Source organism: Bacillota bacterium (assembly GCA_009711825.1).
Classification (GTDB): domain Bacteria; phylum Bacillota; class Proteinivoracia; order UBA4975; family VEMY01; genus VEMY01.
Window position 1 is genome coordinate 23,672 of the sequence record VEMY01000005.1, and the last position, 14,192, is coordinate 37,863.

The window sequence follows — 14,192 nt, forward strand, 5'->3', positions numbered from 1 at the left end:
ATCTTTCCGGGAGGTTGACCGAATGCAAATAACTGCTCTTAGCTGTGGCCGCCCCCAGGGCAACAGCGCTGCCCTGGCCGATTACTTTCTACAGCAACTTACCGGATTTGCCACCACCAGTCACCATATCCAGCTGGCAACTGCGGCAATTACACCCTGCGGCAATTGTGAATACCGCTGTTTTTCCGGTAGCTGTCCTTATGATGATGAAGCAGATGCCATCCTCTCAAAACTTTATTCGTCAGATATCACTGCGCTGTTTGTACCTACATATGGTGGGTTGCCGCCGGCAACCTGGGTAGCGCTGATGCAAAGGCGCCAAAGCATGGATTGGAAACGGCAAAATCCGCGTCAGTTTCTTGTAGGAGTTGTGCTAGCCAATGCGGCGGGCGCTACCAGCAAAGAACACACTCCCAAGATTATTGAAGCCACGGTGGCAGACTGGGGTGCAGCCAAAACAGCGTATATGCAGGTAGAGCCTCGGGAGCACCAACAATCCTCCCTCACTCCAGACCTTATTTTGGCCGGAGATGTCCAAAGGAAACTATCCGGTATCGTTGATAAAATTTACGTTTGGCATCAGGGTCGGACAGCAAACCAAATTTAAAGTATGCGCCACTTGGGGTCATCACCCTTGGGGCGCTTTTACTTTTCCCGGCGAATATGTTTGGCCAGCATAATATCCGGTTTGCCAGCTCCGTTGGCGTCGGGAATAACGCCGACAATTTCATACCCTTGCTTTATGTAAAATTCGTAGGGGTGGCCATGGAAATTTTCTATATGTTGAAGTTTTTTCAGCACGCCGGGGAAAAGCTCACAATTGCCGATACTTGTCTCGCCCTTGGTGTCATCGCTGCCAATATAAATTGTGCCGCCTCCGCGAACGCTGATTTCGGCTTCCAGGTCAGCCACTAGAGCCGCGCCCAAGCCCTGGCCGCGATAGCCCTCCCGCACCATCAGGGGGTGCAGCTCCCAACACATGCCATTATAAGCAGGCAGAGCGCCAATCATGCCCAAAACCAGATTTCCTTCAACGGCAATTCGGGCAATCCGGTCGGTGGCCAATAATTCCTCCACCTCGTCTCTGGCAGCGGCCAGTGTCGGCCACCCGTCAGGACAGGGAAAAGCCTGATGTAAAAGCTCAGCAACCTGCTTGACTTGCTCAGTACCTGCGACAAAATCGGTAATGTTTACCATTATACACCTCTTTTCCAATCTTACTGCAATACCAAACTAAAACTATTAGCATTAGTCTACCGCTTTTTCAAGGCTTTGAAAACATCATGAAGATGCTTTTTAGTATAGAAGCTCAACCCCAGGGCGAAGTTGAGCTTTTCGCCATCAAAATACCTTCTTTGCCGGCAGAAACCGCCAGCTCTAAAAGCTGGATAAAACTGAGCTCTGAACGGCTCTTCAGCACAGCCATCAGCATTGGTAGATTGGCCCCATAGACAACCTTAGCCCGGTTTGTGAAGTCGGCGGCCACTTGGCCACATACTCCCTGCCGTGAATCCACCAAGATTAACACAGGCCCAGGGCAGTTTCTCACCAATAACTCCAGTTCCCGTCGCAAGTTATCCTCGGTATCGCCAGGTTGTAAACCCAAGGCATAGACCCCTTGCTGACGACCAAGCACCTGCTCGGCAGCTGTTACCAACTCCAGGGCAAGCTTGCGCATTCCAAGCACAATTACCGCTGGCATAATGTCCCCCCTTGATTTCATCTTGGTTATAATCTTTCCTAAATATACAAACACATGCCATTTTCCTTGAGCCAATGCAAATGTTCTCGGTAATTGGGGCAAGCCCCTTCCACCAGCCCCCAAAACCGGGGTGAATGGTTCATCTCCTGTAAATGAGCCAGCTCATGTAACAAAACATAGTCCACAACCGCTACCGGCGCCAAAAGCAGCCGGAAATTAATATTTAGATTCCTGCCGCCAGAACAACTGCCCAAAATACTTTGCTGATCACGAACCTTCACCTGATTGTAATGAAATTGAAAGTGCCGTTGGTTTAGATATGCCACCCGCCGGGGCATGTAATCCTGGGCAATCTGCCGATATATCCCTGCTACTAACTCGCGAACAATCTCCCGCTCCGCTTTACGGGGAGTAATAAAAATAGTTCTGTCTCGCAGGGTAGCCTGAAAAGCATCACCCGCTCCGAATTGCAAACTCAGTTGCTCATCCAAAAGCGGTATTTGCTGACCACTATTATATTCACGCCGGGGACATTTTTTCCGAATCCGAGCAAGATTCGTACTTAACTGCGACCAGTGTTCCTTAACAACTGCCTCAGCACGCTTGCGAGGGCACCCCACCGGCACCCGCACGATGATGCCATCCTGGGGATTCATGGTAATATGGATTTTTTTCAGCCGGGGCGAATGTTCCAGCGTCAGTTGTTGGCCATTGATGGTGAGGATGCTCTTTTTCATTCCTGTCCTCCTGAAAAATAGATGTCTCTATTCTAACATTAATTTTTTTCATGGAACATATGTTCCAGAAATGTTATACTAAAATTATCCTTACTTAAGGCGGGGGAAGTTTATGCCTAAACTGACAATCAGCGTCCGCGATCTTTTGACCCTACGCTTTGGTCCCCGGGATATCAGCCGCGCTTATGTTCATCCACTACGACTCCAGCAGGGAATCCAGGGCCACAGCGCCGTTACCGCCACCCGCCCAGCGGAGTATAAACGAGAAGTTTCCGTTTTTTACGACTGGCAGAGCGAGAACTGGCAGCTCACTGTCCGCGGTCGCATTGACGGCTACCAGGACACCGGTGATTACATATTGGTGGAAGAAATCAAAACAACCTGGCTCCCTCCTGAGCGCCTGGATCCGCAGCACAACCAATTTTATCTGGCCCAGCTCGGCGTCTATGCCTGGATTGTGCAGGACCAAAGCCCCGGACGGACAATTCGGGCCCGCCTCACCTGGTGGCACTTGGAACAAGAAGAGGAGCGCTCCATTGACCTCACAGCGGAGCAAATTGCCAACAGCGGTAAACTGTTGGCCGAATTGGTTCGCGATTACATCAACCAGGAACAACGCCAGCAACAGTGGCTGGCGGGGAGAAACGCCAGCTTACGAACCCTCGCCTTTCCCTTTGCCAGCTATCGCCCCGGTCAACAGGAGCTGGTGGCAACAACCCAGCTGGCCCTGGAGCAAGACCAGGACCTGATGGTCGAGGCGGCCACCGGTATTGGCAAAACAGCCGCAATCCTCTATCCCGCCCTTCAGTGGCTGGCAACTGCTCCACCCGAGGCAAAGTTATTCTTCCTTACAGCAAAAACCTCGGGGCGGGCAATAGTGGAGGAAACCCTGCATCGCCTGCCGGGGCTAAAACTGCGGGCGGTGTTTATCGAAGCCAAAGAACGCAGCTGCCGCCATCCTGAGGGCGATTGTGACACCTGCGAATTGGGCCGGGACTTTTACCCCCGGGCGACAAAGCTACTGCCCGGGTTATTGAACCGGCAAATTCTCAGCGTCGACCTGATCCGGGAACAGGCAGACACGGCCAAACTTTGCCCTTTTGAACTGGGTCTTGAGGCCGCCTCCCTGGCAGATTTGGTGGTGGCAGATTACAATTATGTTTTTGACCCCCTAGTCCAGCTCAAACGTTTTTTCGGTCCGGGGCAAAATGTCCCGGCGGCCCTGTTGGTGGATGAAGCCCATAATCTGGTGAGCCGGGGGCGAGAAATGTTCTCCGCGACGCTTGCAAAGAAGCAGATTCTTGACCTGCAACGGGCACTGAAAACTGAAAATCCCCAACTGGCCGATCAGTTTGGAGATCTGAACAAATCCTTTATTCAATGGAACAAAGAACTTAAAGCCCAGGGGGGCGGGATGCTGCTCTTAGACAAACTGCCCTGGGGCATGCGCGCCAAACTGGAGCGCATGTCGGAAACCATCGCGCTTATGGAATCAGAATCGGTAGAACTGGCCGATTTCAGCAAGCGCCTGCTCCGCTTCAACCGCATCTGCCAACACCTAAGCCCGGAACACGCCGTTTATGTATCCCGGCAGGGGGGCGACACCTTGCTTCAGATATTTTGCCTTAACCCCGGCCCGCTGCTAAAACAACAACGGGGGCAAAACAGAGCAATATTTTTTTCCGCGACCCTCAACCCCGGCCCTTACTACCGGGAGTTGTTGGGCTGTCGGGAGCAATATCTGGATGTGAACCTGCCCTCGCCCTTTCCCCGGGAAAATAGACTCTATGCCCACATCCCGGGCATTCAAACCCGCTTTGTGGTGCGGGACAGATATTACCCCGCGGTGGCCCGTAACATCGCCAGGGTGGTAAGTTTCAACCCAGGCAATTACATCGCCTACTTCCCTTCCTACACCTACCTGCAAGCGGTTGCGGCTTACCTGCCGGAATACCTGCCCTCGGGCTTCAAGCTGCATTGTCAGCAGGCAGGCATGGACATTGCTGCCCGCCAGGAGTTGCTGGCGGCCCTCACCGGCGCCGGCGCCAATCTGGGCATGGCTGTGATGGGCGGCCTGTTTGGCGAGGGGGTGGACATGCCCGGCGAGCAGCTGATTGGCACCATCATTGTCGGTCCCGGTCTGCCAATGGTCTCAGCACAACAACAACTGATTCGGGACTATTTTGACCAAAGTGAAGAAGGAAGTGGTTTCCTCTACGCCTACCTGATTCCCGGTCTCCTGCGGGTGATTCAATCGGCCGGCCGGGTGCTGCGCACACCGGAGGACAGAGGAATTGTTGTCCTGATGGACGACCGCTTCCGCAGCGAGGGCTATCGGCAACTGCTTCCGGAAAGCTGGCTGGCAGAAGGGCTGTTTGCATCTGCCTGGCCAAGCCGTATCGAAGAATTTTGGTCCAGATAAAAAAGGAGCCACGGCTCCTTTTTTTAGATACTTTTTAGGACGTCATTGCGCTTCATCAACACCACAATTCCCAACATTCCGAGTCCCGAGAGCACGGGGATGCTCCACGCTGGCCAGATTTCAATCAGTAACCCGGCGAGCACGAAGCCCACCGGCGAGATCGATATCGCCGCGGTTTGCAGCAGGCCGAACACTCGTCCCCGGTACTCTTCAGGGGTTTCCCTTTGCATGAGGACAAAAATCGGTACATTGATAATCGGCTTGGTAACGCCGGAAACAAGAAGCAAGCCAATGTATATCGTCAGAAGCACACGGATATCCAGGGGCAAAAACGCCGGAAGCGCCGGGATCCCCAGCGCAAGCTGCCCTAGTGAAAGAACCAGCGCGCCGATAATCAGCATCCGATATTTGCTTTTCGCCTCGGGCCTGATGGAGAGCACCAGCGAACTGATAAAGATCCCGGCCGGGAAAATCGCCATCGCCAGCCCATACTGGGCCTCACTGAAACCAATTACGTTATTGAGGATGAACGGCAGCGCCACGCTAAACCCCATGGCGGTGAAGAAATTGATAAACACCGCATAGCAGCAGATGGCGTATAAAAACTCATGGCGTCGGAGGAATCCCAGCCCCGCTGCCAAATCCGCCAGCACACTCTTGGCTTCGCTCTTTGCGCCCTTGACGTTTAGATGAAAATCGATAAATAGTTCGGTAATCCCCGAGAGAAGAAAGGCAATACCGGTGATAATCATAAAGATGCGGATGTCCACCAGAACAAAAATCATTCCCCCGACTGCCGGAGCAACAATCTCCGCCAGCGAAAAAATACTGTGACTAAGGGAGTTTATTCGCATCAGGCGCTTATCATCGACAAGACCAGGGGTGGCGGCATCGAGGGTAACTGTAAACAGTGTATTCACCAGTGACAACAGCACTGTTGCGACATAAATATAGGATAAATGCAAGCCCCAGAACCCGGATAGAATGAACAAGCCCGTAACCACGGCGCCGCTGAGCAGGTCCATGCTAACAACCATTAATTTTCGTGGCAATCGGTCGGCGATGACACCGGCAAACGGACCGATGATGATCCGAGGCAGCACACTGAGCAATAACGTGGTGGCGAAGCTCATCCCAGAACCAGTGACCTGCAGGACATAGAGGCCGATTGCGAAGTTATAGATCAAAGTGCCAAAGGTGGAAACTAGTTTACCTGCCAGCATCAATGCCATATTCGCCTGGGCCCGGCGCTCAAACTCTGGCCCTTCCAGGGACAGGACTTTTTCAGCTGCTTGCATTATGAGTCCCCTTCAAAAAAGCGTTCGAACTGCTCTGCAAGGCGAAGCATTCCCCCGGGGCGGAGACTGTAGCGGTCGTTGTCTGGGGTCACATGCGCCCGGACCAGCCCAGAGGCCCGCAAGATAACCATGTGATGATGAACTGTACTTTTGGCGAGACCAATAAATTTAACCACATCGGTAAAGGTACGGGTGCCAGCGCCCAAAAACCGCAAAATCCGCAGGCGGTTTTCATCCGCCAACGCCCGCCCACCCCGCAGCAAGGCCGGTGCCGGACTCGCCAAATCCGTGGATGCGACATCCACGGGGTAATAAATACAGTATTCTCCTGCCCCCCAGTCGTTCAAGTTCCACGGACTGTAGTGATATTGAGGAACGAGGACAACCCGCTCCAGCCCGGGCCACTCCAATGTGACGCCGTTGGTGGCGCGCTCGATTTGCTCTTCAGACGTCCAATCCTGCCGAGAGCGTTCCTGGGCATCTGCCGTCAGCTGTGCCAGTATTTCAGGGTCCACTTTGCTGAAATACACTCGCTGCCAAATATTCAGCCCTTCTAACCACTGCTGGTGGAGTTCATCAACATCTAGGCGAGAAAGCTGTCCCTTCTCATCCCGGGGCAACAATAGTGTAATTATCTCCTGTTTACTGAGGCCGGCGAACCAAGTCAAGAAGTCCTCGGCTGTCCGAGCCGGGGATAGGCGGCACAACACCAGGGGCAACGGAGACAGTTTGCGATAACGCTCCCCATATCCGTCCGGTACCTGCTTAGTTACTGATTTAAGCCACTTCGGTCCCAAATCCGTAATTTTATTCCCTTTGTTATCGAGGAAAGCGAGCAAACTGATGACCAGCTCATAACAAGGACGGGGATCGTATTCTACTTGCATCTGCTTACACCTCCATCACATGCTTGCTTCTGCCATGTTGTCATCGTTTAGATTCAGAAACACAGGGGACACCAGGGCAATCAGGGCCACCAATGCAACCATCCCGCCGGCTATAATGAAGAGCAGTGGTAAACCCCAAAACTCGGCCACCACGCCGCCGACAAAGCCGCCCACGGGCATGCCCAGCTGGGCAAGCAGAATGCGGACAGCAAAGACCCGCCCCATTAAGTCTGCAGGTACCCGCTTCTGGTAAATCGTGTTGTTGTGGATGTTAAATATTATCATTGTAAAACCATAGATGCTGTTTAAAATAATCGCCACCCAGAGATTTGTGACCAGGCCAATTAGGGCCAAGATAAGGCCACCGGCCACCTGAAAGCCCATCATTACCAAGCGACGGTCACCAGGCTCCCGGCTTAAACCGGTCCAAACGGTGGCCGCAATCATACCCAGGGAACCAGCGCCGGTAAACAAGCCATAGTGAAAGGCATCGCCGGCAAGGCGCTCGGTAATCAGCGGCAATAGCATCGGGCTGGTGGCTGAAGCACAGGTGTTGGAAATGGCCAGGAAAATACCCACCCAGAAGAGAGCGGGATTTTGGCGGAAAAACACCAGCCCCTGACGAAACTGGGTCAGCCAGGGTTCACGGCCAGTGCTCCCGGAACGGCAGGACGGAAGCATTGTCAGCAATGTAGCGGCGACTGCGGTAAGCACCACCATCAGAACCAGAACTGGCCCTGCCCCCAGATAGCGGATCAGCCCTCCGCCCAGGGGTGGCCCGACCAGGTACATAATCTGCTGAGTCCCTTCCAGCAAAGAGTTCCCCTTTACCAGGCGATTGCGGGGCAAGACTGAAGCAACAACAGCCATGCTAGCCGGCCGGAACAGGGGCTCCATCAGACCGTTGCCAAAGGTCACGGCGTAGATATGCCACGCCTGCAGATGACCAGAAAAAAACAAGATCATTGGCGCCACAAGCATCGTCGCGCAGGCAAACTGGCTAAAGGCCAGCACGTTGCGGCGATCCCAGCGATCCAGCCAGGGACCGGACCAGAGTTGAACGGCAAGGCTTGGCAGCCAAAACAACAGCCAGGCCGTGCCCATGGCCACCATCGATCCTGTCAGCTCCAGGAGCAACCAGGACATGACGAAGGCAAAAAACGTGCCGCCCAAACCGGCCACTGCCTGCCCCAACCAAATAAAAACAAACGAACGGTTTTTGAATAAGTCACTCATTTTAATCCCTCCAGCGTTCGCATATTATCGAACTACGTATCTAGTTCTATAATAATCGAACCCTCCGGAAAAGCAATACAAAATAAAAAAAGATGAAAGCTTTTTTAGCTTTCACCCAGTTCAATTGTTTGTTTTGGGTTGTCTGATGACCAACCCAACATGTCGTACATGACGGAAAAACCATGCAAGCCCTCCATCACGCCCATCACGCCGGTTGCAAAAAGCAAGTCATTGACCTTCGGGTTGCCTCGCCGCGCCAGGGCATAGCCAGCCAACATGCCTCCGCCAACCATGTGCAGTACCCGATCACGGTAACCAAGATTTCGCCGCAAACATATCGCTCCCCTGTAGTGGTATTGTTAGTTTGAAGCAAAATCGCTGCCCTTAGTCATTGTTAATCTTAATTTCAATTGGTTTATGCGCCTGGTAACCGTCTAAGGTCGAAACCAGGCCAATTAAGGTTTTTGCCAACACTTCTTGAACAAAGGGCACCATCGTTATATCCTGTTCGCCTACTTTCAGGCGCACCCGCTGCTCCAGGACACAGTCTTCTCGGCTTGCCTGGCCGCGGTTAATCTGCCCCAAGAGGTCACGACAGGACATCCCACAGAGACCGCAACACTCAGCGGTGAAGTCAGGCAAGAGCTTTGGCACTTTTGCCTCGACAAACTTAAGCAGTTGCTCAGATTCCCTGAGGACATTAAATACCGGCAGCCCCTTATACTCGCTGTCAATCCTGTTGGCAATTACACCGGCAATCCCAATGACATAAGCATCCAGCTGCTGCTCGATACCCTCTTCATCATGAGCGCAGATTATCCGCGGCACATTGGCGTCACGTACGCCCTCCAGCACTACCCAGTCATGTTCATAAAAGCTGAGTATTTTCTGAATCGGTAGTTTGCCTGGGAACAAAACATCAGTCTCCTGCATGCCCCGGGCCGTTACCAGCTGGGCGCCGGCTGACCGGTGGCGATCGGTGTTGGACCCCGGGGTATCAATAGCAAACTTCTCAAAGTGAATATCCTTCACCGAGCCCACGCTGTATCTCTGCCGGCGCAGCCCGGAAATTATCGTTTCCACAGTTGTCGTCTTGCCTGAGCCCGTGATTCCGGTTACAGAAATCACCCTCATTACAGCCACCCCCTGTAAATTGACATCAGTGTCAAACCTCCAAGTAACGAGCCGAAAATTATTAGGTAATCCACAGTTCGCAAAATCGGTGGTTCCAAGTAGGTGCGCCGGGGATAGGCGCGAAATGCCCGCGCTTCCATAGCTGTGGCTACCCGACGTGCCCGGAGCACAGCCCCGGCAACCACCGGCAGTAATATATAGTTATATATACGCAGTTTCTGCCCCAGGGGAATGTTGGCAAGCTCCACGCCCCTGAGCTGCACTGCGGTGAGAGCGTCCTGAAATTCCTCGGTGAGGACCGGCAGAAAACGCATTGCCAGCAAGACCATGAAGGCCAACTCATAGGGGACTTTCCACTTGATTAGCCCCATGGCTATCTGCTGCGGGTCTTTGCGATTTAAGAGCATCACCGCGCCGACAATAATCAAAAGGCGCAATAGCACTGAAAATGCAGCCCAAACACCTTCTACAGTGAGCAAACGGAAATCGCCAATCTGCACAAGGACGCTGCCGCCGGAATGAGCCAGGCTTTGGATTACCAGTAAACCCAATAATAGCGGCGCGAACCGGCGCGCGCGCCTAAGCAGCCGCATGTACTGCACCCGGCCGAGGGCCAACAATATCAACACAAATAAAAACAAGCCCCCCAGCCAAAAAACCTGATTCAGATAAATAGCCAGACTTGTAACAACCAGAACAAAGGTCAGAACAGAACGGGGATCAAGCTCCTGATTAAACATGGAGACGCCCCCCTTCCAGACGGAGGATTCGAGAGCAGCTGTCCTGGCTCAAATCGGGGTCATGGCTTATCAGGACATAACCGCAGCCCCTTTTTCGAACCAACGTCAACAACTCGCGAAAGCTCTGTTTGCGAAACCAATCCATGCCTGTGGTGGGCTCATCGAAGATCACAAATTCCGGCTCCAAAATCAGGACGCTGGCCAACGCCAAACGCTGCTTTTCACCCTGGCTGAGATTAAAAGGGAAACTATCAGCACAATATTCCAGCTCGAACAACTCCAACATCGCCTGAACCCTGCGCTTGATCTCCCCATCAGCAACCTGTCGGTGGCGAAGGCCGAACCCAATTTCCTCCCTCACCGAGGGGGTAAACAGCTGTTTTTCCGGATTTTGAAATATATAGCCGATGCGCCGGCCCACCTCGGCCAAAGAATATTGGCCCAATGGTTTGCCCGCTAAGTGCACCTGGCCATTGGCAGGCTGCAGAATTCCAACCATAATCTTACCCAACGTTGTCTTGCCGCTTCCGTTGGCGCCGACCAGGGCAACAGTTTCACCGGGATGGATTGCCAAACTAATGTCTGTAAGCACTTGCCGGCCACCAGGCCAGGAAAAATTAACTTTATTTAAGCTTAAAAACTCCATATCATTCACTCCGTTTATTGCCTGGGCCGATAGTAGCGCTCCAAAGCACTCAACACTTCATTGTAACTTGCCGCTACTTCAATACTGCCGGAACTAATGGCGATCACCCGGTCAGCCTGGCGCAACTGTTCAAGATTGTGTTCAACCATTACTACCGCCGTTCCCCGGCGTCGCACATCGGCGATTATTGCCTGAATGCGTTCCGCCCCGGCTGCATCCAGCTGCGAAGTAACCTCATCGAGTATTAGAATCTTCGGCTCCATGGCCAACACCGCTGCCAGGGCCACAATCTGCTGCTGGCCGCCGGAAACCTGGTTGGGATTATTGGGTAATAGGGCGGAGATTCCTGTTCGCGCTGCCACCGTTTCAATTACCCGGGCAATATCCGCCGGTTCGCGGCATAGGTTTTCCGGGCCAAAAGCGAGCTCGTTGCGAATCACTGGCAAAAACAACTGACTTTCCGGATCCTGAAACACAATCCCCACCTGAGTGGCAATAGCAGGCAAAGTAATCTCCCGGGTATCCTTGCCAAACAGCAAGACCTCCCCGGACATGTCACCACCTTGCTGGTGGGGAATAATGCCGCTGAGACATAAACATAAAGTGCTTTTCCCGCAACCGCTAGGGCCAACCACCCCAAGCATTTCCCCCGCAGACAGTGAAAAGCTGACATCTCTTAATACCTGTGATGCATCAGGGGAATAGCGGTAAGACAAGTTCCTGACGGTAAGTGCGTCCGTCACCGCACCTCGGCCTCGACAGCGAATTTACACCAGCGCTGACCGAACTCATCCTGGCGGGGGATTACCAACAAAGGTCCGCTGCCGCCCGAATCTTTGGTGCCCAGCGGCTCACCGTCCCGTTCCCAGACCAGGTACAGATGCTCTTCACGCAGAACTTCTTCCACAGGAAACGCTACCGTGTAACCATCAATCGCTTTGACGGTGACTACCTCCACGCCCTGGAGTATATCCGCATCTGTTGCCTGAAGCACCGTAGACAACGGAACACCTGTATAGGTGTTGTCCACCGGCTCCTTGCCACTGGAGCGCAGGGTTTTTGTAAACTGGGACTGATTGAGCTGCTGCAGCGCCGCCAAATCCAGCGTTGTGGTTTCGTCGCCGTATGTCACAGTGAAGTTTGCGTCTTCGTAACCCTCGACATCCGGCCGGTTGATATATGCCAGCACACCAACCAGAACGACCAGCAGCACTATCACAGCGATTAACAATTTGTTACCCATAAATCAATCTACCTCCCATAAGAAAACGAATTATTATATCCAGCAAAACATCTTATCACTCGACGCCAATTTTAAATCTGCGCAACTGCTTCAAAAGTCCAAAAGCCACCAATCCACCAAGCCCACCAGCCAAAGAAAGGACGGCAGTTAAGAGCGCCAAAAACACTAGGGGTGCATCTAATATTGGCACCCGCATTACAACTGTCAGCACCGGTAAACTGCCAGCAAAGTTGGCGACAACACCGCCAGCGAAAGCGCGGGGCGGCGACGTAGGTCCGGGGCGCACAAGCAAGTACAACAGGTCAACAGCAATCCCGGGCAGGGTGTAACTTACAAGACTGAAGGCGCCGTGGTTGCCGAAAGGGGAAACTAAAACCATTAACGCCTGAACAAGCGCAATCAGTGTTGCCGACCCCGGCTTGTTGCCGGTGAGTCCATACCCCAACACAATCCACAGCATGTAGAAACCACCAGCGACAACTCCTCCCGGAATAAAAAGCGGGCCGGTAATGATCTGTGCCAGCGGAGTAACGATTGGCTTAATTGCGATACCCAGGGCGGCCATCATTGTAATTATAACTAGATCAAGCAGCGAGAATCGCTTAAGTAAGGACAATATTATCACCTCTCATTAGAAACACTCTGCCAGGATGGCAGCGGCTCCAATACTTCTTAATCTCACTTAGTATTACTTTCTCAAAGCACATATGCCGGCTGACAGTTCAAAGTTTTAGTGATACCCGTGCTATGATAAGATTATATTAAATCAGTAGTTAATACTAATAATCAAATGATAATTAAAACCCCAAAAGCACTTAATTTTAGTCATATTCCGCTGTCCTGACAAATATCATTATCCTAGCAAAGCAACCGGGATAAAAAAATACCATTCCCATGGAATGGCAGCATTAAACAAGCAGACAGGCTCCTTTCCACGCCGGGAGGCACGTCCGTTTCCAAACGCACCCTGTCGCCCCGAGCAGCCTGGCCATCGCTGTAGCCTTTCGGGGTCGGAGTTGAGTTAGTGCTTTATTTCGCTACAGACTCTCGTTTCTCCTGCAAAAACAAGTATTTTTACCTGGTAAACTTAGGAGGGGTGGAAGATGGATAAAACGCAATTGGTGAAAAACTGGATACGCCATTATGATGTCGAGCAAATTGCCGGGGGTAAAAAGAAGGCATTTGGCTTAGGCTGGAAATTGCTTAATGACTATCTTTACTTTCTTGAAACAGGCCGTTGCCCAGAAACCAAAGAGGAATTTTATGATTACAGCCAGTTTATCCATACCTTTGCTGACAGTATTGCTGGACAGGATGACGACCTGTACGAATGGATTGTAAAGTATGGATCTACCCTCACTCAAAGAAACATCCAGGACGAAAAGAACCTAAGTGGTGAACTCCCTAATTCGCACTGCCCGCTATGCAGTGTTCGTCTAAACAGTGAACGGGTAGCCCGGAACGAAGATGGCAGTGTACGCCGTTCCCCAACGGGCGTGTCGCGAATGCGCTAGCAAACTTGAAGCAAAAGACTGGTCTGCCGGCTGACCTGCAAGGGTGAGTTTTTGGTTTAAACTAGCGGTTTGAGAATATAGCTCTGCATATAAATTGTAATTATGTTTGGGAGCTCAATATTTTGGCTTGTAGCCGCAACCACTAAATCATATTCGGGAACCACGTAGAGATACTGGCCCGCAAAGCCCAACCGTAGAAACATTCTACAAACTCTGTACCAACCAAAAGACTTGTCGTCCACCACTGGAAACCATACTGACCGCCTCCGATCCGGGAACCTTTTGAATGACTTGTCGTTGACAGCTCTACCCAATCAGCGGGAATTATCTGTTCTTCATCCCAACGCCCGTTGTGCAGATAGAGCAATCCAAAGCGGGCAAGGTCCTCAGCGCACATCCATAAATCAGTTCCGCCGGCATAATACCCCTGGGGGTCAGTTCTCCACTCCACTTCCCCAATTCCAATCGGGCTAAACAGATTTTCCCGGGCGAATGAATATGTATCTTGGCCAGTTGCCCGGGTAATAATCACAGAAAGAAGATGGGATGCGCCTGTATTATAATTGAAACTTGCACCAGGCTCCTCTAGTAATCTTCTGCCGAGCACGAACTCCACCCAGTTTTCACTGTCCC

The 14,192-nt window shown here is 52.2% G+C and carries 17 protein-coding genes and 1 riboswitch; of the genes, 3 read left to right on the top strand and 14 right to left on the bottom strand.

Features of this window, described 5'->3' with window-relative positions; all coding sequences use genetic code 11:
* The first annotated feature begins 22 nt into the window (after positions 1–22).
* Entirely contained in the window at positions 23–607 is a 585-nt protein-coding gene (locus FH749_02705; protein ID MTI94386.1) for a hypothetical protein, read from the top strand.
* A 38-nt stretch (positions 608–645) separates the two neighbouring features.
* Here FH749_02705 and FH749_02710 read toward each other — a convergent pair whose 3' ends face one another.
* The 3 genes from FH749_02710 to FH749_02720 all read right to left on the bottom strand — a co-directional run bounded on the left by FH749_02710 (position 646) and on the right by FH749_02720 (position 2,439).
* Positions 646–1,200: a GNAT family N-acetyltransferase gene (locus FH749_02710; protein MTI94387.1), complete on the bottom strand. Its 555-nt coding sequence runs from the start codon at positions 1,198–1,200 to the stop codon at positions 646–648.
* A gap of 109 nt (positions 1,201–1,309) precedes the next feature.
* Positions 1,310–1,756, bottom strand: a complete 447-nt coding sequence (locus FH749_02715) for a hypothetical protein (protein ID MTI94388.1) — start codon at positions 1,754–1,756, stop codon at positions 1,310–1,312.
* On the bottom strand, positions 1,741–2,439 hold the full coding sequence (locus FH749_02720; GenBank protein ID MTI94389.1) for a M48 family metallopeptidase: 699 nt from the start codon (positions 2,437–2,439) through the stop codon (positions 1,741–1,743). Before FH749_02720 ends, FH749_02715 begins: the two co-directional genes overlap by 16 nt.
* Before the next feature lie 112 nt (positions 2,440–2,551).
* Here FH749_02720 and FH749_02725 point away from each other — a divergent pair, with 112 nt between their 5' ends.
* Complete coding sequence (locus FH749_02725) at positions 2,552–4,861, top strand: DEAD/DEAH box helicase (protein MTI94390.1); 2,310 nt, start codon at positions 2,552–2,554, stop codon at positions 4,859–4,861.
* Positions 4,862–4,884: 23 nt separating this feature from the next.
* On the opposite strand, the gene FH749_02730 is transcribed toward FH749_02725, so the two are convergent.
* The 10 genes from FH749_02730 to FH749_02775 all read right to left on the bottom strand — a co-directional run bounded on the left by FH749_02730 (position 4,885) and on the right by FH749_02775 (position 12,613).
* Complete coding sequence (locus FH749_02730) at positions 4,885–6,159, bottom strand: MFS transporter (GenBank protein MTI94391.1); 1,275 nt, start codon at positions 6,157–6,159, stop codon at positions 4,885–4,887.
* Positions 6,159–7,046 carry a winged helix-turn-helix transcriptional regulator gene (locus FH749_02735; protein ID MTI94392.1) on the bottom strand — a complete coding sequence of 296 codons (888 nt, stop codon included), beginning with the start codon at positions 7,044–7,046 and terminating at the stop codon, positions 6,159–6,161. The genes FH749_02730 and FH749_02735 overlap by 1 nt, the downstream gene beginning before the upstream one ends.
* Positions 7,047–7,061: 15 nt before the next feature.
* Positions 7,062–8,282: an MFS transporter gene (locus FH749_02740; GenBank protein ID MTI94393.1), complete on the bottom strand. Its 1,221-nt coding sequence runs from the start codon at positions 8,280–8,282 to the stop codon at positions 7,062–7,064.
* A 104-nt stretch (positions 8,283–8,386) separates the two neighbouring features.
* Positions 8,387–8,614: a DUF2892 domain-containing protein gene (locus FH749_02745; protein ID MTI94394.1), complete on the bottom strand. Its 228-nt coding sequence runs from the start codon at positions 8,612–8,614 to the stop codon at positions 8,387–8,389.
* Positions 8,615–8,666: 52 nt separating this feature from the next.
* Positions 8,667–9,416, bottom strand: a complete 750-nt coding sequence (locus FH749_02750) for a molybdopterin-guanine dinucleotide biosynthesis protein (protein MTI94395.1) — start codon at positions 9,414–9,416, stop codon at positions 8,667–8,669.
* Positions 9,416–10,156, bottom strand: a complete 741-nt coding sequence (locus tag FH749_02755; GenBank protein ID MTI94396.1) for an energy-coupling factor transporter transmembrane protein EcfT — start codon at positions 10,154–10,156, stop codon at positions 9,416–9,418. Before FH749_02755 ends, FH749_02750 begins: the two co-directional genes overlap by 1 nt.
* A complete protein-coding gene (locus tag FH749_02760) occupies positions 10,149–10,802 on the bottom strand; it encodes an ABC transporter ATP-binding protein (GenBank protein MTI94397.1) in 654 nt (217 codons plus the stop codon). Before FH749_02760 ends, FH749_02755 begins: the two co-directional genes overlap by 8 nt.
* Positions 10,803–10,816: 14 nt before the next feature.
* The gene (locus tag FH749_02765; protein MTI94398.1) at positions 10,817–11,545 is read right to left on the bottom strand and encodes an ABC transporter ATP-binding protein; all 729 of its coding nucleotides are present in this window, start codon (positions 11,543–11,545) and stop codon (positions 10,817–10,819) included.
* Complete coding sequence (locus FH749_02770; protein MTI94399.1) at positions 11,542–12,045, bottom strand: hypothetical protein; 504 nt, start codon at positions 12,043–12,045, stop codon at positions 11,542–11,544. The genes FH749_02765 and FH749_02770 overlap by 4 nt, the downstream gene beginning before the upstream one ends.
* A 55-nt stretch (positions 12,046–12,100) precedes the next feature.
* Entirely contained in the window at positions 12,101–12,613 is a 513-nt protein-coding gene (locus FH749_02775) for a hypothetical protein (protein MTI94400.1), read from the bottom strand.
* A 341-nt stretch (positions 12,614–12,954) separates the two neighbouring features.
* Positions 12,955–13,073: riboswitch (molybdenum cofactor riboswitch) on the bottom strand.
* 75 nt (positions 13,074–13,148) lie between these two features.
* Between FH749_02775 and FH749_02780 the strand changes: the two genes are divergently transcribed.
* Positions 13,149–13,559 carry a hypothetical protein gene (locus FH749_02780; protein ID MTI94401.1) on the top strand — a complete coding sequence of 137 codons (411 nt, stop codon included), beginning with the start codon at positions 13,149–13,151 and terminating at the stop codon, positions 13,557–13,559.
* 142 nt (positions 13,560–13,701) lie between these two features.
* Here FH749_02780 and FH749_02785 read toward each other — a convergent pair whose 3' ends face one another.
* Positions 13,702–14,175 carry a serine hydrolase gene (locus tag FH749_02785; protein MTI94402.1) on the bottom strand — a complete coding sequence of 158 codons (474 nt, stop codon included), beginning with the start codon at positions 14,173–14,175 and terminating at the stop codon, positions 13,702–13,704.
* Positions 14,176–14,192 lie beyond the last annotated feature (17 nt).

Bases quoted from the DNA above. Each gene is read 5' to 3' on its own strand.
- FH749_02750 (MTI94395.1), bottom strand. From the start codon at position 9,416: ATGAGGGTGATTTCTGTAACCGGAATCACGGGCTCAGGCAAGACGACA.
- FH749_02705 (MTI94386.1), top strand. From the start codon at position 23: ATGCAAATAACTGCTCTTAGCTGTGGCCGCCCCCAGGGCAACAGCGCT.
- FH749_02780 (MTI94401.1), top strand. From the start codon at position 13,149: ATGGATAAAACGCAATTGGTGAAAAACTGGATACGCCATTATGATGTC.
- FH749_02740 (MTI94393.1), bottom strand. From the start codon at position 8,282: ATGAGTGACTTATTCAAAAACCGTTCGTTTGTTTTTATTTGGTTGGGG.
- FH749_02725 (MTI94390.1), top strand. From the start codon at position 2,552: ATGCCTAAACTGACAATCAGCGTCCGCGATCTTTTGACCCTACGCTTT.
- FH749_02775 (MTI94400.1), bottom strand. From the start codon at position 12,613: ATGATGGCCGCCCTGGGTATCGCAATTAAGCCAATCGTTACTCCGCTG.
- FH749_02755 (MTI94396.1), bottom strand. From the start codon at position 10,156: ATGTTTAATCAGGAGCTTGATCCCCGTTCTGTTCTGACCTTTGTTCTG.
- FH749_02770 (MTI94399.1), bottom strand. From the start codon at position 12,045: ATGGGTAACAAATTGTTAATCGCTGTGATAGTGCTGCTGGTCGTTCTG.
- FH749_02735 (MTI94392.1), bottom strand. From the start codon at position 7,046: ATGCAAGTAGAATACGATCCCCGTCCTTGTTATGAGCTGGTCATCAGT.
- FH749_02760 (MTI94397.1), bottom strand. From the start codon at position 10,802: ATGGAGTTTTTAAGCTTAAATAAAGTTAATTTTTCCTGGCCTGGTGGC.
- FH749_02730 (MTI94391.1), bottom strand. From the start codon at position 6,159: ATGCAAGCAGCTGAAAAAGTCCTGTCCCTGGAAGGGCCAGAGTTTGAG.
- FH749_02720 (MTI94389.1), bottom strand. From the start codon at position 2,439: ATGAAAAAGAGCATCCTCACCATCAATGGCCAACAACTGACGCTGGAA.